The following is a 21,993-nucleotide window of genomic DNA, read 5'->3' on the forward strand; positions in this document are numbered from 1 at the left end:
AAGAAAAGCATGAATTTTAAGTATTTGTTATTAGCTGCCGCCTGCCTGGGAACCGGAGCTATACAAGCCAAAGACTCGATCTACAAAAAAGGGTGGATAGATCTCAACAAAAACGGCGTGAAAGACGTCTATGAAGATCCGGAAGCTCCTGTCGAAGCACGCGTACAGGATCTGCTCAACCAAATGACGCTGGAAGAAAAGAGCTGCCAAATGGCTACGCTCTACGGTTTCGGACGTGTCCTGAAAGATTCTCTCCCTACCGAAGGATGGAAGAATGAAATCTGGAAAGACGGTATTGCCAATATCGATGAACAGTTGAATGGCGTAGGAAGTGCCCGCCGCAGGACACCGGAGATGATCTATCCGTTCAGCAACCACGCCGAAGCGATCAACAAGACGCAACGCTGGTTCATTGAAGAAACTCGCCTGGGTATTCCTGTCGACTTCTCCAACGAAGGTATCCACGGGTTGAATCATACCAAAGCGACTCCCCTGCCCGCTCCTATCAGCATCGGCAGCACCTGGAACCGCGACCTGGTTCATCAGGCGGGAGACATAGCCGGTAAAGAGGCAAAAGCGTTAGGCTACAACAACGTGTATGCCCCTATCCTCGACGTAGCCCGCGATCCTCGCTGGGGACGCGTACTGGAAACGTACGGAGAAGATCCTTATCTAGTTGGCGAACTGGGCACACAGATGGTCAAAGGTATCCAGCAGAACGGTGTCGCTTCTACCTTGAAGCACTTTGCCGTTTACAGCATCCCGAAAGGCGGACGCGACGCGGCTGTCCGTACCGACCCGCATGTGGCTCCCCGCGAACTGCATGAAATACATCTCTATCCGTTCAAAAAAGTAATCCAGGAAGCACACCCCAAAGGCGTCATGAGCAGCTATAACGACTGGGACGGCGTACCTGTAACAGCCAGCCATTACTTCCTTACAGAATTATTACGTCAGGAATATGGTTTCAGAGGATACGTGGTAAGTGACAGTGAGGCGGTAGAATTTGTACAGACCAAGCATCACGTGGCCGATTCGTATGAGGAAGCCGTACGTCAGGTGGTAGAAGCCGGATTGAACGTCCGTACCAACTTCACCCACCCGAAAGATTATATCCTTCCGGTACGCAAGCTGGTTAAGGAGGGTAAATTATCCATGAAGTCAGTCGACCGTATGGTAGCCGACGTATTACGTGTCAAGTTCGAACTGGGACTATTCGATTCCCCGTACGTAAAAGACCCGAAAGCAGCCGACAAGATCGTAGGTGCAGACAAACACCGCGACTTCGTACTGGATATGCAGCAACAGTCTCTCGTCCTGCTGAAGAACGAAAATAACCTGCTGCCGCTGGATAAGAACCAGACAAAGAAAGTGCTTATCGCTGGTCCGCTGGCAAAGGAAACCAACTATATGATCAGCCGTTACGGTCCGCAGGGATTGGATAATATCACGGTTTACGACGGCATCAAGGATTATTTGGGCAACCAGGTTGAAGTAGCCTATGCCAAAGGGTGCGAAATAAAAGATGCCAACTGGCCCGACAGCGAAATCGTCCCCACCGCACTGACGGATGAAGAAAAGAAAAGCATTGCCGAAGCGACAAGCGCTGCTGCCGATTGTGACGTGATCATCGCCGTATTGGGAGAAGACGAATCCTGCACTGGCGAAAGTAAATCGCGTACCGGACTCGATCTTCCGGGTCGTCAGCAACAACTCCTGGAAGCGTTGCATGCCACCGGCAAACCGGTCGTACTCGTTCTGATCAACGGTCAGCCGCTGACCATCAACTGGGCAGACCGCAACATTCCTTCTATCCTGGAAGCCTGGTTCCCCGGCCAGTTAGGCGGAGAAGCGATTGCCCGAACATTATTCGGCGATTATAATCCGGGCGGACGTTTATCCGTTACCTTCCCGAAATCGATCGGACAGATCGAGTTCAACTTCCCGTTCAAGCCGGGTTCACAGGACGGACAATACTTTGCAGGTCCCAACGGCTCGGGAAATACCCGCGTAAACGGTGCCCTTTACCCGTTCGGCCATGGATTGAGTTATACGACTTTTGCTTACTCAAAACTGTCGGTTAAACAGGAAACACCGTACTCACAAAGCCCTGTAACCGTGACTGTAGATGTAACCAATACGGGTAAACGTACCGGTGACGAGGTGGTACAGTTGTATATCCGCGATAAAGTCAGCAGCGTCATCGCTTACGAATCTGTTCTGCGCGGCTTCGAACGTATCTCCCTGCAACCGGGCGAAACGAAAACCGTCACTTTCGTCCTTCTTCCCGAAGATCTCCAGATCCTGGACAGACACATGGAATGGACCGTCGAACCGGGTGAGTTTGAAGTCAGAATCGGTACCTCATCTACCGACATCAAGTTGAAAGATACATTCGTCGTAAAGTAGCAAATGAGTGATATATACAAGTCGAGGGCCGGATGGTAAATACTGTCCGGTCCTCTTCGTTTCTCCCTCTTTTATGCTTTATTAAAAAAAATCCTTACGGTTACTATCAACCGTAAATAGAAAAGGGATACCCGCACACGGATACCCCCTAACACTGAAAAGATTTGTTTTTATTCTAATCCATACTTTTGTATCGCATATTCTCCCAAAACTTCCAGGTAATGCAGACACTTACTAACTACTTTTTTCATAGCGCTTCTCTTATTATTTAAAACGATTTGTATCATAAAACATGTCATTCAGATATGTTTTACAACACAAAAGTAGTAGTAATATACATACGTTATACCAGCCTCTTCGGCTTTTAACATCATTTGCACAAAACAGACAGCCACTTTTCGAAAGCCCTTACCCTATAACATATTTCGAATAAGGCAATTTACTCAGCAAATAAACAAACAGCCACGTCGCAGCCAGTGTAAAGACAGCCGATACGGGAACAATGGCAGGTATAGGAATATGCAGCCAAAGCGTCAGCAAATAAGACGGTCCCACAAAGAAATAATGTACACAATAAATGCCGAACCCGAGTTTGGTCAGATTAGCCAATGCACGGCAAATCAAAGGAGAAGTGATACGGACCTTTTGCATCAAAAGGAATATGGCAGCCGTCATCAGCATCGCATTCGGGGAGCAATAGGTGAAAAACAACTCCATACCCTCTTCACTTACATTCGGATCCGAGGTCATATACCTGAAACCTACAAAAGTAGCCAAATATCCGATCAGGAACAAAGGCACAACGATAGCCAGTGTTTTTCTTATCGACCAGTCATTGCCTTTCCCTAAATAATGCCCCAGCAACAAATACCCGTTGAAGCCTGCAAAATAATAGAACAATCCGTAAGCGTTCCATGAACAGGTTCCGAACAGATAATGGGACACAAACTCCATCAGATAAGGAATAAACAACGAAACGCCCCAAATCAGCAGAAACCACCGTTTTGCCTTATCGGAAGCTTTTTCTACCCAGGCAGAGAAGACCGGCATATAGAGATACAGACCGATCAAAGCATAGATATACCACATCGGCGTTGCATAAACGGTAAACGTAAGCGGTATCATGGCTATATCTTTCAATCCGTCAGCCAGGGAAGCCGAAGGATCGGGTGCCCAGGGAAAGAAATCGGTAACCAGTTCAGGACTTCCGCCTACCCATTGGATAAACCACGGAGCCAGATTAAACAGTATCGACCAGATCAGGAAAGGGAAAAAGACCCGCGGAATGCGTTTCTTATAAAAGAGAGAAGCCTCCTGCTTCAGCGGAAGTAATAAAAAACCGGTCATCATGACAAACAGAGGCACACAGGCTCTCAACATAGATCCGTAGGCCGATCCCCAGAAATTAATTTCAGGATTGGCACGCGACTCCGGAGAGGCGTTAAACGGGTCCGTACAATGACAGGCAATCACCATCAGGATAGCAACGAAACGAAGAGCGTCCAGCCAGACTATATGCGGACGGGCAGTAGTAGTGTTATTCATGACAAGTTTATTTTCAAACAGCCGTAAAAGTAAGCATAGTTCTGTATATTACGAAACTATTGTTATCCTCTTTTATATTCGGAAGGTACAATTCCCGTCTGCTTGATAAAAGCACGGCGGAAAGTACTCATGGAGTGAAAACCGGAACGTTCCGCAATCTCCTGGATACTTGCCAGCGGTTCGGCATCCATCAGACGCTTGCTCTCCTCTACACGGAACTGGTTCACATAATCGGAGAAAGACATACCCAGCTCTTTATTGAATAATTGTGACAGATAAGAACGGCTGATAGGAAAAACCCGCTGCAGATCAGTCAAGCGCAGGTCATCGTTCAGATAAGGTTTTTCGCGTTCAAACCAGGCATTCACCTCTTCCGCATAGCGTTTGAAAAGCGCTCCCCGCTGCTCTTCATCGTCATCATCTTCCTCCTCGTCATCGTTCGACGGAAGATCCCATCCGTTCTTAAAAGAATGCTCCAGCCGGATATTCTTGAGAAATAAGGCCTTATAAAAAAAATAAAACCAAACAACCAGCATGACGGCCTTAATAACGACATACAGGATTGTCCGATCGGTCAATAATAAGACCACATAAAGAAAATAGAGAATTGACAATATGATCATCGTTCGCTTCAACCAACGCAAATCATAGCTTTCAGGGTCTGAAACATTCTCACTCAGATAAGCGGTATATTCATCGGCATACTTTACAACCAAATATATCGGCAGAATCATATAAAAAAGAGTAAGTACCAGCACCAATAAACGCAAAAAGACATCCAGATTAAAATGCGTAAAGACATCTTTTATCGAATAAAAAACATGTATTTCCCCACCCGATAAACGATAAGCAAGATAAGAAAAACCACCTATCACGACAGGCGAAAGGAAAACGGCAAAACGCCTTAAAGTAAGAAAACCGGGACGTAGCTTTTCGATCACATAACAAGCCAGACAAGCGGTCACCAGACAGCTCGCAATAAGTATGTCAGGATGGAACGCTTCCTTTGCCTCATCCACGTAAGAATTAACAGAAATTCTGATTACAGCCATCAATGCCCACATAATCATACTCCATGCTAAAATAAGTCGTGCCCGGTTGCCAAATGACCTCAATAGCATCATAATGCCACCCAATACGCACAGGCCTATTATCTGCATACTCAATAAAAACTGTATTTTGTCCAGCATATGTTATCGCCTCATTTTAGTATAAACAATTTGAATCTTCAAATGGTTGATTTGCACCCTATTTAGACAATTTGACGCTTCTGGATTATTTGCACCATGCGTTTTTATACCATTTCATCGTGGTTTTATACCGTATGATCTCCCTTTTTCCTCAAACTGCCGGATATTTGCAATATGAAATTTGATACAAAAATAGCATAAAAGTATGAGAAATTTATTACTATTTATTACACTGATTTCCAGTTTGGCAGCTTGCTCTCACGATAGCAATTTCGCAGCCATTGAGAGTATTAGCGCGAAAGAAAAACCATTAAAAATTATTACACGTATTTTAACTACAAAATCGGCGAATTTCGTCCAGGAATTCAAAGACGGATCGGAAATAGGACTGCTGATCACACGCGAAGACGACGGTGGTCTTTATGACGAGGATAGTGATTATATAAATGTAAAAGCGAAAGCAAATTTAATTAGTAATAAAATCTCCTGGCGGCAAACGCCGGAAGTCACGCTTAACTTTGACCCGGCCATCGTGTATGCCTATTATCCATATCAGTCGCAAATGAGACTGAGCACGGCAAGTATCCCTGTAAAGATATCGCCGGATGCCACTCAGACACGCGACTATATGTACGGCACACACGCTCTCGGCCAGAAAGCAGTAAACAGCATCTCCCCGATGGTCTTGCTGAATATGGAACATGCCCTGTCGCTCATATCTTTTCAGGTCAACCTGGAAAAAACAGAAGAAGAAATTTATGAGTTAAGCGCTGTCCAACTGGGAAACAAAGCCGGAGGTACGGCACTGATATGCAAAGGTATGATGGATATCAGGACCGGACAAATCACCGGAACGGCTTGTTGCAGCATCGCTAGCCGGCTCAACCTGGAGGAACCTGTCACACTGACAAAAGAGTTCTGTGATCCGCAGCAGATCATGGTGATCCCGACAGCATCGGGCACCACGGCGGAGGGTGACATCGAGGCACTCTTTACGATCAACGGAACTTCGTACAAATATAAAATTCCCGCAAAGACTGTATGGGAAAAAGGACATAAATACCTCTACAAATTAACTCTCAGCGGAGAGGCTCTTACATTGAAAGAGGTATCCGTTACGGACTGGATACAGGGTAACGGCAAAGATGCTACAAGCAGCATTATGTAAGTTTTATTTTATGTTTTGGTTATGGTTTAGAATCTCTGGGTAACCGTATTTTGTTGGAATGCCGATGATCTGCTGTCCGGATGTACGGACGATAAGTCTGATTGGACAGACAGCCCGGCATTGCAAGAAGAAATAGGGTTTACCGTAAAAAGGAAATAAGGCCTCCATCCCTGCCACGACATCCGGCAAAGGGCCGAAGAACATCCTTTCAACAGGATTCTATAAGTGTAAACGCCGTGGCAAGTCGTTCCATACTTCTTGCCACCGGCCACTACACCGATCCGACCATCCGGGAGCTGACAGCGGTCAGTCCTTCAAAAAAGAATTAACGAACTAACTCGTGAGAGTTACGTATACATTTAATTAATACTAAAATAGTAATAATGAGCCGGCCCCGAATACCGCGCCCTGCACTCAACAGGACGCATATTCCCTCTCAACTTATCGCCGACAACACTCTTTTATTTGACTATAAACCTTGACGGGGCCGGTTTCATTTATACTATCCGAAAAGGTGTTTCACCCTAATGGAACAGTTGTTTCTCCTAGATGAAACACTTGTTCCATTAGGGTGAAACACTTTTTATTTTGAAATGTAAACATTCAGCTTTTTACACAAAAAGATTCACATTCTGTATATTTTCCTTACATTTGCTCCATTGCGACTAGCATTGAAAACAAAGAAAGGAAATGATCGGGACTGAGATACACAATTTCAATACGTTATACACCAAATTCTACAGAAAATCCTTTCTGTTCACTAAATCGTATGTGCATGACGAATGTATTGCCGAAGACATTGTGTCGGACGTTCTGATAAAATTATGGGAGATACTAAAAGAGAAGGAGATTGAACATATCGAAGCCTTACTCTTAACCACATTGAAAAATAAATCGCTCGACCACCTGAAACATGAAGCGATTAAAACGGAAGCGATCAGCACCTTAACGGATATGAAACAAAGGGAGCTGGATATCCGCATTTCTACCTTGGAGGCTTGTAACCCGGAAGATATATTCTCTGCAGAAGTACAGCAGATCATCACCACTACCTTAGCTCTCCTGCCGGAACAAACCCGTCGTGTTTTTGAAATGAGCCGCTTCGAAAATAAAACAAACAAAGAGATAGCAGAAGAACTGGAAATCACTGTCAAAGGTGTTGAGTATCACATCACAAAAGCTTTAAAACCACTGCGGGAGAATCTCAAAGATTACCTGCCTCTCTTCTATTTCTTCTTTTTTTTCCATTAATTTTTCATATTCCACTAGGGTTACCGGGGAATAAATCGTTTTAATAGTAGTGAGGTAAAATATGCCTCAAAATATTGAAGAGAAGAATGAATCTGGAAATGCTACATAGATATATAGCAGGCGATGCGACTCCGGAAGAAAAAGAGGAAGTTACCCGCTGGCTGGATGCTGACAAGAAAAACATGAAGGAGTTTCTTGCACAGCGAAAACTATATGATATATCTATCTGGCAACAGGAATTAACTATCCCCTCGGCAACAAAGCAAAAGCAATGGACACTCCGAACGATATCCATCGAACTTACAAAAATAGCTGCCATCTTCATTCTGGCTTTTACCGTACTTTATTCATTTCTGATGAACAAAGACAGCTCAGATCCAGCTATTATGCAAACAATCTTCGTTCCACCCGGACAACGTGCAGAACTCACGTTAACCGACGGAACCAAAGTCTGGCTAAATGCAAAAACAACATTTACATTCCCCAATAAATTCACAGCTAATACCCGTAATGTAACTTTAGACGGTGAAGGGTATTTTAATGTAACCAGAGATACGGAAAAACCGTTTCTTGTACAGACAGAAAAATACAACATCAAAGTACTTGGTACCGAATTTAACGTAACCGCCTATTCCGGTTCGCCAGTCTTTGAAACCGCCTTATTAAAAGGAGCTGTTGAAGTATCTTCACCGGCAACATATTCCAAAGTTTACTTAAAACCCAACACGCGTACTTACGAAAGGAACGGGGAATTAAGGACAGGTATAATAGAACACCAGTCTTATTTTCTGTGGAAAGAAGGGTTGATCTGCTTCTTCGATGAACCGGTCGGTAAAATGATCGAGAAACTGGAGTTATATTACGATGTGAAAATAGATGTACGGAATACAGAATTACTTAAAAACCGTTACTCCGGGAAATTCCGGACGAAAGACGGCGTGGAACATGTATTAAAAGTACTCCAGCTAAGACACAGATTTACTTACACAAAAGATAATGACTTGAATCTGATAACCATTAAATAATTAATCACAAAAACAGTCTGCCTATGAAATAGAACACATGAAAAAACAAAAACCGGAAAATGCTCCAACACTTTCCGGTTCAAAGTAAGTCAATACCCGACTTCTTTCCTTAAATATCTAAGTATTAACTAACACAGTTTACAAAAGTATGAAAAATATTTTGTACGGGGATTCTCTTGTCCCATTTAAACCACATTTTAAACACATATTTCGCATTATGAAATTTGCTTTTGTGTATCTCTTTATCTTCATATCTGGGATATTTGCAACGGAAGCTGCTTCTCAGACTATGAAAGTTTCTATTGTAGCGAAAAACATCTCAACACGAGATCTCATGCAGGAGATAGAGAAACAAACCGATTATCTGTTCGTATATAAAAAAGACGAAATAAACCTGCAACGTAAAGTAACCGTAAATGCAACCGATAAAACAGTTGCAGAAGTATTAAACCAGGCATTTGGACGGACCGATATCGTCTATGCAGTAGAAGGTTCAAACATTATGCTAATGAAGAAAGGGGAAGAGAACTACCCTTCTGCAGTTGCACAACAGAAAGGACGTATTATCAATGGTGTCGTTACCGATACCAAGGGAGAAACAATTATCGGAGCGAATGTCTCAGTCAAAGGTACAACCATCGGTACTATTACAGATATAGATGGTAAATTCTCTCTGGAAGTTCCTGATAAAGCTCAGTTACAAGTTTCCTATATAGGTTATTTAACTCAGGATATAACAGTAGGAAACAAAACATCACTGGATATCCAACTTGCAGAAGACACACAGAATCTGGAAGAAGTCGTTGTTGTCGGATACGGTGTACAAAAGAAAACAAGTATTTCCGGCTCTATCGCAACCATTGCACAGGAGGATATCAAGAAATCTTCCACATCCAATCTGAGCGAATCATTGGTAGGACGTATGCCGGGTTTGATTGCCGTTAACGAATCGGGAAAACCCGGATCGGGTTCTAAACTGTTAATCCGAGGACAAGGAACCTGGAATAACAGTGACCCATTAGTAATCGTGGACGGTATCGAACGTGATTTCAGTAATCTCGACCCGAACGAAATCGAAAATATCTCCGTACTGAAAGATGCAGCCGCCGCAGCCGTTTATGGTGCAAGAGCTGCCAATGGAGTTATCCTGGTAACTACCAAACGCGGTAAAGACGGCAAACCGTCTGTCAAACTGGATACCTATTACGGTTTAAAAAGCGTAACACGTTATCCGGATCTGGCAAGTCCGTACGAATGGGCGACAACCCGTAATAAAGCTTATCTGATGGATGGTGTTGATCCTAACGATACCCGTATATTTTCGCAGGAACAACTGGATAAATTCAGAAATGGCGAACAGGGAACCGACTGGTATAAAGAAACATTCAATAAAACAGCTTCCCAGTATTATGCCAACCTCAATCTTTCCGGAGGTTCGGAACGGGTAAAATATTTCGTTTCACTAGGTCACCATAATGAAGACGGATTAATCGACAATTTTGATTATAAGAAATACAATTTCCGTTCCAATATTGATGCGAAGGTAACCGAAAGACTGAATATCTCGGCTGATGTGGATGCAAGTACAAGAACCTACGATACTCCAGGGTGGAACCCTGAAGATTTATACCATTATGTAGCCCGTCAAAATCCGACTCTCCCAGCTTATCACCCTAATGGCTTGCCAGCTAATACCAACGGGGAACATTTGCCGGAAATGGTACACAATTCAGGAAATAACAAGCAAACGTACAATGATTTCCGGGTAACATTCAAAGCTGATTACAAAATACCCGGAATCGAAGGGCTGATAGCCAAAGGTATGTTCTCTTACGGAAAAAATTATATGTATAATAAGAAGTTCTTTATTCCGTACAAAATGTATGATATAAATGAAAACGGTGATATTATAAATACCAAAGTTGTAGGAGAAAAAACCAAGCTGGACGAAAAATTCGATCAGGGAGACGGTTATACTTATAACCTTTCTTTAAACTACAATCGTACATTTGGCAAACATGATGTCGGTTTACTTTTCCTATATGAAGAAGAATCTTCCAAAGGGAACGAGTTCTCGGCTTTCCGCACAAACTTCGTATCAAATTCAGTACCTCAACTCTCTGCCGGAGGCGATACCGATAAAACCAATGCGGGCAAAGCAAACGAATGGGCACGTAACGGTTTAGTCGGACGTATCAATTATGCTTATGATTCCAGATATATGTTTGAAGCATCATTCCGCTATGACGGTTCAATCACATTCCCGAAAGGACACAGATACGGATTCTTCCCCTCTGTTTCCGGAGCCTGGAGGATATCTAACGAGTCTTTCATCAAAGACAATTACTCATTTATCGATAACCTGAAATTAAGAGCATCCTACGGAACATTAGGTAATGACCAGGTTAAATTATGGCAGTACATGTCGGAATTTGTGTATTCTGACGTAGCTACCATAGGAGGAGGTAATGTCAACAGTATCGCCGTTTATAAAGATCTGTTCCCTAATCCTAACATTACCTGGGAAAAGTCATCTACATTCGATGTCGGACTGGAAGGTTTGTTATGGCAGGGTCTACTGGGATTTGAAATTGACTTCTTTGCAAAAAGAACCAAAGATATCCTTGCCCCGCAGATCAGAACTATTCCGGAAACATTCGGAGCCACATTACCTGACGTAAACTACGGAATATTGGATAACAAAGGATTGGAAATATCACTTACCCATTCTCATCAGATCGGTGATTTCACATACAGAATCGGAGGAAACTTCAGTTTTGTCCGTAATAAGGTTATCCAGTTCGATGAAAGCGAAACAACTCCTGATTACTATAAAGTAGTAGGCCGTCCTTTCACCCATACGTTAAGTACAAGCGGAACAAAAGTTTCATTAATGGATAACACGACAGAAAAGATAGGTCGCCCTTATGCCGGACTTGTCGGGATGAAAGCACTAGGCATATTCCAGTCACAAGAAGAGATCGATGCATGGCCTAAACAGTTCAACGGCGGTCAGAAACCGGGTGATGTGAAATATGCAGACGTGAACGGCGACGGGATGATCAATGAAAATGACCTGATCGTTGTAGACCGTTACGGATCGATCCCCGAAATTATTTATGGTTTTAATATTTCCTGCGGATGGAAAGGATTTGAATTTAGTGCCCTATTCCAGGGAGCTGCCCATAAATCGATTATGCTGGATGGATATGGAACAACCATGTTTTTAGATGGGTCCAGCAATTATTACAGCTATCTATCTGAAAATTCATGGTCTCCGGAAAACAGAGATGCTCAATATCCGAGAGCTTACGTTGGAGGAAACTCCAATAACAACAGAGCCTCCAATATATGGGTAAAGAATGGCAACTACCTGCGTCTGAAAAATATTGAACTATCTTACACATTCCCCAAATCATTACTCGGAAAAACAAAAGTAATTAACGGTTTGCGTTTATATATCAACGGAACGAATTTGCTGACATTCGACAAACTGGACATTATGGACCCTGAAATGACAGGTGGTTCGGCTCAGTATTATCCGCAAATGAAATCCGTAAACTTTGGTCTTAACTTCACCTATTAAAAAAAGAAATCATGAAAAAATATATTCTATTATTTAGTGCTGTTTGTATGTTTTCATGCAATGATCTGTTCGACAAAACAAATCTGGAATCAATGGGGTCGGACATTGTATGGCAGGACCCTCTCCTGGTTGAAACATATGTAAACAATCTCTATGCCAAATATCCCAGCTGGAGCCGCGAGGAAAACGACTTTAGTGATGAAGCCAGAAACGGCTACCGGACACATAATGCATGGAAAGTAGTGAAAGGAGAATGGGGATTGGAAAATAATCCGATGGCATATTGGGCTTATGGCTATATCCGTAAATGTAACGAAATCTTACAGAACATAGACGACGTAACAATGGATGCCAAGTTAAAAGACCGGATGAAAGGCGAAACAACCTTTTTCAGAGCTACTGCTTATTTTAAAATGGTAACCCGCTATGGCGGCGTACCTCTTATCCTGGAACCTCAGACATTTGAATCGGAAGACCTTTACCCGAAACGGGCCAGTATCGATGAAGTATTCGACTTCGTTACAAAAGAATACCAAAAAGCAGCAGAACTCCTTACAGAGTTTAAAACACAGGATAGCAACAATTTCGGACGTGTTACCTGGGGAGCCTGTAAAGCAATGGAAGCACGTGCCTTCTTATTTTGGGCAAGCCCTCTGTATAATACTTCACAGGATATGTCTCGTTGGGAAAATGCCGGCAAGTTAAGTAAAGAGGTTATAGAAAGTAATCTCTATGAATTGAAACAGAACGTACGTGATCTGTTCCTGGATTATCAGTCACCGGAAAATATTTTTGCAATCTACTATAAAATGCCCGAACGATATAATGGAGTAGATGCCATGTGTAAACCTCTTGGCATAGCTAACGGAGATGCCGCCCATTGGGGACCGCTACAGGAACTGGTTGATGCATTCCCGACTATCAACGGTCTGGATATAACAGATGACAGTGCTTATGATCCTGCCAATCCATATGCCAACAGAGACCCACGACTGAATGCTTTCGTTGTTGTCAATGAAACACAATATTGCGGCCGTACACAGTACAGTTATTTCGATCTGGGTACTATCGATCCTTCTTTTCCAAAAGAAGAAGCAGACAGATACAAATCATGGGAAGCCAAGGGAGAATTCCAGGATGCAGCCGGTTCAGCCCATAACTCTCTGACCTCTTATCTGTGTCGTAAAGTGATTAAAGAAGACCTCCCCAAAGACGGTTATTCCTATGGCTGGGGAAGCGAAACCCCGTTTATCGAAATCCGTTTAGGAGAAGTGTATCTGAATTATGCGGAAGCATTAAATGAACAGGGAGATATCAACGGCGCTTGCGAACAATTGAAGATAATCCGCCAGAGAGCAGGTATATTGAATCCCGAAGTCCCAGCCAAAAACAGAGCCAATAAAGATGAACTTCGCAAATTCATCCAAAATGAACGCTATATCGAACTTTGTTTCGAGCAAAAAAGATACTGGGATTTACGCAGATGGAAAATTGCGACGACTCGTTTGGGGGGGCAGAAGTTCTCCGGTATGAAAATATATTTAAACCTGCTGAACAATTCGGATATCATAGCTTCGGATGCTTACAAAAAGGCATCTTTCAGCGAGCAGCTGGATATGTTAAGAAAAACATGGACCTACGAACGCTATATAGTTGACGAAGCACCTTATGTTTTCGACGAAAAGATGTATTTTATGCCTATACCGCGTAATGACATGGAAACAAATCCGAATCTGGAGCAAAACACGGGTTGGTAATCGATTTCACAGAATAATAAAATTAAACGACGATGAAACATTTTATATATGCTATATTTGTATGCCTGCTTATGCTGACAGGCTGTAACAATGAGGAACCAGGTTACGGGTATAAAGACCCGGTCGTATATTTCTCAAGAGCCGGTATTCAGGAAACCAATATATCTGGTAGTGAAATTCCGGTATCCGTCTATTGTAGTGGTAATCCGGACAGAGCAGCAGTTTCTGTCTCAGCCGAAATAGACAGGTTATTATACGATTCTTTTGAACAGAAAAGTGAATACCAATTGGTTCCTGAAAGTTTTTATACTGCTTCTTCCTGGGTAATAGATATACCTAAAAAGGAACAGTTAGGAACATTCAATATCCCTATTCAGACTTCTACTCTCAGTGCAGGCAAATATGTATTGCCTTTAAAATTGACAAACTCATCTCCTTTCAATATTTTGAAAGATAAAGATGTACTCTATCTCACATTCATAATTGAATAAAAAGATCTGAATTACCTGCCTTTTCTTCGTATAGGGCAGGTAATTTTTTATCTGGATATACGAAATAAGAATAAAAGAACTCCTTAAAACAGAATATCATGAAGACAAAATTATTCTTTCTATTATGTATCTTTATTCTGTCTTCGGCAGGAATAAATACGTCGGCACGTGACCTTTCACCGGAAAAGCATCCGGATAGTTCCTCGAAAACATTAAAAAGAAGCGAAAGTTTTCTGGGTTTTCATTTTGATTTTCATGCAGGTATGGATTGCAATGAGATAGGTAAAAGACTCACGGAAGAAATGATCGATTCTCTGCTTTTACTCACCAAACCTGATTATATCCAAGTTGACTGTAAAGGTCATGCAGGCTATTCCAGCTATCCAACGCAAGTAGGGAATCAGGCCCCTGGTTTTGAAAAAGACATTTTGGACATATTCAGGAAAGTAACCCGGAAACATAACGTTGCTTTGTATGTACATTACTCGGGGATTTGGGACACACGCGCCATGCAAATACACCCGGAATGGGGCATTGTACATCAAGATGGCACATATGACCAGGACAAAGCAGCTTATTTTGGTCCTTATTCCGACAAATTACTAATTCCTCAACTAAAAGAGATAGCAGCCAAAGGTATTGACGGGGCATGGATTGACGGAGATTGCTGGAGTGCCATACCCGACTATTCCCTCTATATGCAGCAGTTCTACACAAAAGAAACCGGCAAAAAGATAATGCCCAAAAACGGAGAAGAGGGTTATCCTGAATTTCTGGAACTCAACCGGAAAGCATTCCGTTTGTATATGAAAAAATACATGGATGCCATTCATGAAGCCTATCCCGGATTTCAGATAACAAGCAACTGGTCTTATTCTTCTATGATGCCCGAGAAGATAGACACACCTGTCGACTTTCTTTCGGGTGATGTCGCCGGAAAAAATGGTGTCTATAGCGCAGCTTGGGAAGCCCGTTGCCTGGCATTACAGGGAAAACCATGGGATTTAATGTCATGGGGATTTAATTTTAACCAAACTCTTCCTTCCAATAAATCATTGGTCATGCTACAGCAAGAAGCCGCCGAAGTAATTGCCATGGGAGGAGGTTTTCAAACTTACTATCAACAGAACAGGGATGGTTCTTTAAAAACAATTTATTTCGACCAGATGAAAGAACTGGCTGCCTGGTGCCGTGCAAGACAAGCATATTGTCATCACAGTAAAGCCATTCCGCAAATAGCCCTGTGGTATTCCACCCACGCATGGAAAAAGGCACAAAAGAGCTTATATACCAGCGGAGAAAGCAAACGGATGGCAGAAACACTCAATATGTTACTCGACGGACGTCAGACTGTCGAAGTATTAATGGATCATTATCTAAAAGATCACATTACCGATTATTCACTGGTTGTCTTACCTGAATGGTCGGATGTCGGGGCAGAAATGAAAGAAATCGTTTTGAATTATGTGAAAAACGGCGGCAATCTTCTGATTACCGGAGTAGATGCCAGTTTGGCTTTCAGCAATGAAACAGATGTAAGGCCTGAAGAATTCACACAAAACGGTCATGTATTCTTGTTTGCAGATGGTCAGAAAGCAGCATTAAATACCAGGTGGCAAAAAGTCATTCCCGGCAATCAGACCAAAACTTTCGGCATAATGAAAACATGTGATGATCCTTACTACAATCAGGAAGAGACTTATCCAATGGCTACTATCAGTCCTTATGGGAGAGGAAAAATAGCCGCCATATACTGTGATCTGTCTGATCCTTATCAACAGAACCGTTCCGCAAATATGGCTCAAATATTTAATTCTCTTGTAACTACGCTCCATTCCAAACCATTGGCAACAATCAGCGGTAACGGTCGCATGCACCTTGTCTTAAATCAAAAAAAGAATGACTGGATAGTGAATATCATCAATATCGATGGAGAACATAACAATAGCCAGGTATCTGTTTATGATTCTGTTCTTCCTACAGGCCCTGTTGAACTAACAATAAATACGGATAAAAATATAAAAAAAGCAACATTACAGCCAGAAGGAAAGAAACTTTCTGTAAAAGAGGCAAACGGAAAATATGTTATATCTGTTCCTCCGGTTCGTATACATAGTATTATACAACTATCCTTCTAAAGATAATAGATATTATTCCTATAATTCAATATCCGGTTCATTTTTCACATGAATCGGATATTTTCTATTTATCAAAATATAACTATCCTACTATACATTCAAAAACGGACTTAGTTCTAGAAGAACTATATCCATAAAAGTAGCTATATTATTGATATCCTGAAATATGTATATTGGTCCAAAATAAAAAAGGCTTTGTATTTTATTACGTGAATAAAATGATTTATCTCACACTATTAGGAACTTATCTCATAAATGACTTATATTTGCATTAAAAAAATAGAGTCAGTTCTTCTAGAACAAAGTTATTAATCAATGGAAATAAAGGCATTGGGTGAACAAAGGGAGAATATCAAATTCGAAGATATTTATCTCTCTTATTTCTCAAAAATGAAGCATTTTGCTACAGAGTACGTTATTTCGGATGAAGATGCCGAAAATATTGTACAGGATGTCTTCGTTGAACTTTGGGAAAATAAAGAAATGCTCAATATGCATATGAATCTTATTGCTTATCTGTTTACTACCATCAAAAACAAATGCCTGAATCATATGCGCCATAAAATAGTTGTGCAGAACACAGCTACAAAAATGCAGGAAGAATACCTTATTTCTTTACGAATGAATTTAGACTCATTAGAAGCATTTGACAATAAACTTTTTTCTGATCAGGATATTGAAAAAATTATAAATCGTGCACTAGACTCCCTTCCTGAAAAATGCAGGACAATATTCTTCATGAGTAAAATTGAAGGCAAAAAACAGAAAGAGATAGCCCAGGAGCTGAATATTTCTATCAATACCGTTGGAACTCAAATAGGTATCGCCTATAAAAAACTAAGAACTGAGCTCAAAGACTACCTTCCGATAATGCTGTTTCTCCTCTCTTTATAGGAAATCAGAAAAAAATTACTTTTTTGTTTAACGATTTTCTTTTGTTCAGGTGTCTACTATATACAAGGACAAAATTATGGATGAACAAATAATAAAATATTTTCAGGGAGAGCTTAATGCTACAGAAAGATTGCAGTTTTTAAGACAGGTAGAAGCTGATGATGAATTAAAAAGACAATTCATCGAATATAAAAACATGCATGCTCTATTGCATTTTTCCGACCAGGCTAATGATAAAGAGGAGAACAGGCAAGGTTATATACTGTTTAACAAAATCATCCGGACAAAAAAGATACGCAGAATCATATCGCATGCAACTGGTTATGCAGCAGCTGCTGCATTGCTGATTTTATCGACTTACTGGGTTGCTTCCAGTCATTCCGATATCCAGCAACCTGTGGCGAGTATCGAGAATACCCTTTATGTACCCGCCGGACAACGAGTACGATTGACGCTACAGGACGGTACGGAAGTTTGGTTAAATTCTCAGACCAAATTGACTTACCCTGCTCTATTCTCCGGAAAAGAAAGAAGAGTAACCGTAGAAGGAGAAGCCTTTTTCGATGTCGCTAAAAATCCGGAAAAGCCGTTTATTGTATCTTCGCAGGGAGTAGAAATGAAAGTTTTGGGTACAAAATTCAATGTTTACAGTTATCCGGGAAAAGAGACTATTCAAACAAGCCTCCTCGAAGGAGGATTAAAAGTATATTTTCCGGATGCAGAATCCAAAGGAGTTACCCTTAAACCTGAAGAGCAAGTGACGATAAAAGGAAATCAAATGAAAATAGGTTCCTTACCCCATGCAGATTATTTTTTATGGAGAGACGGAATATATAGCTTCATCAATGAGCCGCTTATCGATATATTGAAGAAGCTGGAACTCTATTATGATGTAAAGATCATCGTTAAGGATCAATCGATATACAGCTGGGAATACACCGGTAAATTTCGTCAGAGGGATGGTATCGATGAAATCCTACATATGATACAACGAATACACAAATTCAAAATCAGCAGAGATGATGAAAATAATATTTTCACATTAAGCAGATAATATGTCTAATCATTAAAACAATATGCCTATGAAGAAACACTTTTAGAAGCGAAAACGGCAGATGCTGTAACATCCGCCGTTGGCAATCAAGTAAACACATCAAGTCAAAAATTTTTAGTATTCACTTAATTATTAGCAAAGATATGAAAATAAAAACTTTGTTACCACTCTTTATTGTACATGATCAACACTTTAAAGAATATTTTAGAATCATGAGAATATCGTTATTCATGCTATTCGTCTGTATTTTTCAACTTATGGCAACAAATACAGAAGCACAAAATGCCATTATGAAACTGGAAACAAATGTGATATCCATTGGGCAACTCATCAATCAGATAGAGAAACAAACAGACTATCTGGTGGTATTTCGTAACCGGGAAGTAGATACTGAACGAACAATAAAAGTCCAAAATAAGTCAGGAAAAGTTATCTCGTATCTAAAGGATGCATTCGAAGGTACAGACATCAGTTACGAATTCACCAACAAATACATTTTGTTATCTAAAAACAGTCATTCGGATGCCGTAAACAACAGCCTGCAGTCAAATAAAAAGATTACAGGTTCAGTGAAAGATAATAACGGAGAGCCTGTGATCGGTGCAAATGTTTCCATAAAAGGTACTACTAACGGAACGATCACTGACGTCGACGGTAATTTCAGCCTGGAAAATATATCGGATAATGACATTATTGTCATTTCATACATCGGTTATACTCCACAAGAGATCAGAGCCGGAAAACAAACCAGCATAAAAGTCATTCTAAAAGAAGATACACAAGCTATTGATGAAGTTGTCGTTGTCGGATTCGGTACACAAAAGAAAGTAAACCTGACCGGATCGATCGGAACTGTAAAAGCAGACGAGGTTTTAAAAGCCCGCCCTGTAACAAATGTACAAGAGTTGCTGGCAGGATCTGTACCGGGTATGGTAGTCACTAAGGGAAGTGGTGCAGCCGGTTCAGGGGCAAGTATCAATATTCGTGGAACATCTACTATCGGCAGTAGCTCCGGTGTACTGGTACTTATTGACGGTATACCTGGCAATATTTATACACTGAATCCTAACGATATAGAAAGTGTATCCATCTTGAAGGATGCCGCTTCTGCAGCTATCTACGGTTCACGTGCTGCCAACGGTGTCATTTTGGTAACAACCAAGGGAGCGAAAGCAACAGAACGCCCTACCGTTGAATTTTCAAGTAATATCGGTATACAGAATCCACAGTTTAAACTCGACTTCGTAGGTGCTGAAGATTTTATGCGCTTGTATGACCAAGCCATGATAAACGACGGAAAACAGGCTGTCTACGGCGAACAAGGTATCCAGGATTTGCATACGGGCAAATACGTAGATAATAAATGGTATAAAGAAATCTACAAGAAGAATACCGTTATTAACAATACCCATGTGGCATTATCCGGAAAAGAAAAATCAATCTCTTACCGTTTCTCTATATCTAATGACTATCAAGACGGCAACTTACCGAACAATAACTATAACCGATTGATCTTCAAACCCGATATGCGTTTTCAGATTTTAAAGAACCTGGAGGCCCGTGCCAGCCTGCAATATACACAAACCAACATCAAGAATCCGAATGGCGGAACCACGATTTGGCAGACACAGGCAGCACGTATCTCACCGGTCACTCCTATCTATACGACAGACGGTTCGTATGCCACAGGCGGTGCTATGGGGGGCAATCCTATTGCCGGCGTCAATGAATCCGGATATTCCAAAGAAAGACATAAAGAGATGATGGCTATTTTCGACGTAAGCTATTCTCCGTTAAAAGACTGGAATATCAAAGGAAATATTGCAACTTACTCCCATAACACAACATACAAAGACCGTAAAAATACTTATTATCTGTATGATAATGATGGGAACATAGCAAAAACAGAAAATCAGGTTTCCTCATTGAAAGAAACAAATACTTACAATTTCCGTACGCAATTACAGTTTACAAGTGACTATTCTTTCAAAATCGCAACTGATCACAACTTTAAAGTATTGGCTGGTTATTCACAAGAATATTACAAGTCTGACGGTTTCTGGGCTTCTCGTGACAAATTGCCGTTTGACGGCATAGATGTACTGAACACCGGTAGCGACAATAAACAGAACGGTAGCGCTGACAGCGACGGTAACGAATATAGCAACGATGTAGCCGTACAGTCCTGGTTTGGTCGTATAAACTATGACTATCAAGGTAAATATCTGTTTGAAGCCAGTTTGCGTGCTGACGGTTCCTCTCGTTTTGCCAAAGGACATCGCTGGGGTATATTCCCATCTTTTTCCGGAGGTTGGAATATGCATCGTGAGGCTTTTATGATGTCTGCAAGCAATTGGTTGTCTGAGTTGAAGGTGAGAGCTTCCTGGGGTATATTGGGAGATGCAGAAAAGGTTGGTTATTATCCAACTGCACAGATTTTATCTTACGATCCTAAAATCTACGCTTTCAACGACAAACTTGTAGGTGGTGCCTATAATAATATAGCCGTAAACCCTAACATCACTTGGGAAGAATCCAAATATACAAACTTCGGTTTAGATTTCGGAATATTGGATCAGCGTATAAAACTGTCAGCCGACTATTTTATCAACCTAAGAGACAATATTCTATATCGTCCACCCGTACCAAGCGAGTTCGGTTTGAATGCCCCTTATTCAAATATGTTGAAGATGAAGAATCAGGGTATGGATATCATGGCCAGTTATCAGGATTCGAAGGGGGATTTCCGCTGGGGTGTCGATGTAAACCTCAGTTATTCTAAAAACAAAGTACTGGAAATGGGTGACTCGGAAAGATGGATTGAAGACAACAACAAAGTAACTTATCTGAACGACCGCTATCAGCTACCATACGGATACGAGGCTATTGGTCTGTTTCAAAGCGAAGAAGAGATTGCCAGCTCACCCGATCAAGGAAATGTGTTACCCGGTAACATCAAGTTCAAAGATCAAAACAATGACAATGTAATCGACGAAAAAGACCGTGTCGTACTAAACCGTAAGATTCCTGTAAACTTCGGTATGAATCTTTCGTTCGGCTATAAAGATTTTGACTTCTCTATGAATATGTATGGAAAATTGAACTTCAAAAAATATCTTCAAGGTTATGAAGGCTGGGCTTTCTACCTGACGGACAACGCACGTCCTATGCATCTGGATGCATGGAGTGAAACAAACAGGGATGCTTCCTATCCGCGTCTGACTTTGTCGAATACAGCCAACGACTACGATTCCAGATACAATAGTTTCTGGTTGCGTACAGCCGATTACCTGAAAATACAAAATATACAGATCGGCTATACAGTCCCGAAAAGCGCATTGGAACATGTCAATATTCAATATCTGAGATTGTATCTTTCCGGACAAAACCTGGCAACCATCACCGGTTATGACGGTTTCGACCCGGAAGGCGGCTGGTATCCGCTGGCAAGAACATTCTCATTTGGTTTTAATCTTCAATTTTAA

Annotated in this window: 13 protein-coding genes; 11 read left to right on the plus strand and 2 right to left on the minus strand. The window is 41.4% G+C overall.

Annotated features, from left to right (window positions below):
• Window positions 1-9 precede the first annotated feature (9 nt).
• Complete coding sequence (locus DXD68_RS13075) at window positions 10-2,409, plus strand: glycoside hydrolase family 3 N-terminal domain-containing protein (protein WP_122362079.1); 2,400 nt, start codon at window positions 10-12, stop codon at window positions 2,407-2,409.
• A gap of 408 nt (window positions 2,410-2,817) precedes the next feature.
• On the opposite strand, the gene DXD68_RS13080 is transcribed toward DXD68_RS13075, so the two are convergent.
• Window positions 2,818-3,954 (minus strand): acyltransferase, encoded by a 1,137-nt coding sequence (locus DXD68_RS13080; RefSeq protein WP_122362004.1) that lies wholly within the window; start codon window positions 3,952-3,954, stop codon window positions 2,818-2,820.
• A 62-nt stretch (window positions 3,955-4,016) separates the two neighbouring features.
• On the minus strand, window positions 4,017-5,144 hold the full coding sequence (locus tag DXD68_RS13085; RefSeq protein WP_122362005.1) for an AraC family transcriptional regulator: 1,128 nt from the start codon (window positions 5,142-5,144) through the stop codon (window positions 4,017-4,019).
• Between the two features lie 205 nt (window positions 5,145-5,349).
• Here DXD68_RS13085 and DXD68_RS13090 point away from each other — a divergent pair, with 205 nt between their 5' ends.
• The 10 genes from DXD68_RS13090 (at window position 5,350) to DXD68_RS13145 (ending at window position 21,993) form a co-directional block, all read left to right on the plus strand.
• Window positions 5,350-6,312 carry a fimbrillin family protein gene (locus DXD68_RS13090; protein ID WP_122362006.1) on the plus strand — a complete coding sequence of 321 codons (963 nt, stop codon included), beginning with the start codon at window positions 5,350-5,352 and terminating at the stop codon, window positions 6,310-6,312.
• Between the two features lie 690 nt (window positions 6,313-7,002).
• A complete protein-coding gene (locus DXD68_RS13100) occupies window positions 7,003-7,563 on the plus strand; it encodes an RNA polymerase sigma-70 factor (protein WP_122362008.1) in 561 nt (186 codons plus the stop codon).
• 86 nt (window positions 7,564-7,649) lie between these two features.
• A complete protein-coding gene (locus DXD68_RS13105; protein ID WP_122362009.1) occupies window positions 7,650-8,588 on the plus strand; it encodes a FecR family protein in 939 nt (312 codons plus the stop codon).
• Between the two features lie 334 nt (window positions 8,589-8,922).
• Window positions 8,923-12,174 carry a TonB-dependent receptor gene (locus DXD68_RS13110; protein ID WP_158585880.1) on the plus strand — a complete coding sequence of 1,084 codons (3,252 nt, stop codon included), beginning with the start codon at window positions 8,923-8,925 and terminating at the stop codon, window positions 12,172-12,174.
• Window positions 12,175-12,185: 11 nt separating this feature from the next.
• Window positions 12,186-13,931 carry a RagB/SusD family nutrient uptake outer membrane protein gene (locus tag DXD68_RS13115; RefSeq protein WP_122362011.1) on the plus strand — a complete coding sequence of 582 codons (1,746 nt, stop codon included), beginning with the start codon at window positions 12,186-12,188 and terminating at the stop codon, window positions 13,929-13,931.
• 32 nt (window positions 13,932-13,963) lie between these two features.
• Entirely contained in the window at window positions 13,964-14,422 is a 459-nt protein-coding gene (locus DXD68_RS13120) for a DUF1735 domain-containing protein (protein ID WP_122362012.1), read from the plus strand.
• A gap of 98 nt (window positions 14,423-14,520) precedes the next feature.
• Window positions 14,521-16,560 (plus strand): hypothetical protein, encoded by a 2,040-nt coding sequence (locus DXD68_RS13125; RefSeq protein WP_122362013.1) that lies wholly within the window; start codon window positions 14,521-14,523, stop codon window positions 16,558-16,560.
• A 315-nt stretch (window positions 16,561-16,875) separates the two neighbouring features.
• Complete coding sequence (locus tag DXD68_RS13130; RefSeq protein WP_122362014.1) at window positions 16,876-17,454, plus strand: RNA polymerase sigma-70 factor; 579 nt, start codon at window positions 16,876-16,878, stop codon at window positions 17,452-17,454.
• 76 nt (window positions 17,455-17,530) lie between these two features.
• Window positions 17,531-18,508, plus strand: a complete 978-nt coding sequence (locus tag DXD68_RS13135; RefSeq protein ID WP_122362015.1) for a FecR family protein — start codon at window positions 17,531-17,533, stop codon at window positions 18,506-18,508.
• A 257-nt stretch (window positions 18,509-18,765) separates the two neighbouring features.
• Window positions 18,766-21,993: a SusC/RagA family TonB-linked outer membrane protein gene (locus tag DXD68_RS13145; protein ID WP_233577139.1), complete on the plus strand. Its 3,228-nt coding sequence runs from the start codon at window positions 18,766-18,768 to the stop codon at window positions 21,991-21,993.

Origin of the sequence: Parabacteroides sp. TM07-1AC, assembly GCF_003480915.1 — a bacterium.
In the GTDB taxonomy this organism is placed as follows: Bacteria; Bacteroidota; Bacteroidia; order Bacteroidales; family Tannerellaceae; genus Parabacteroides; species Parabacteroides chongii.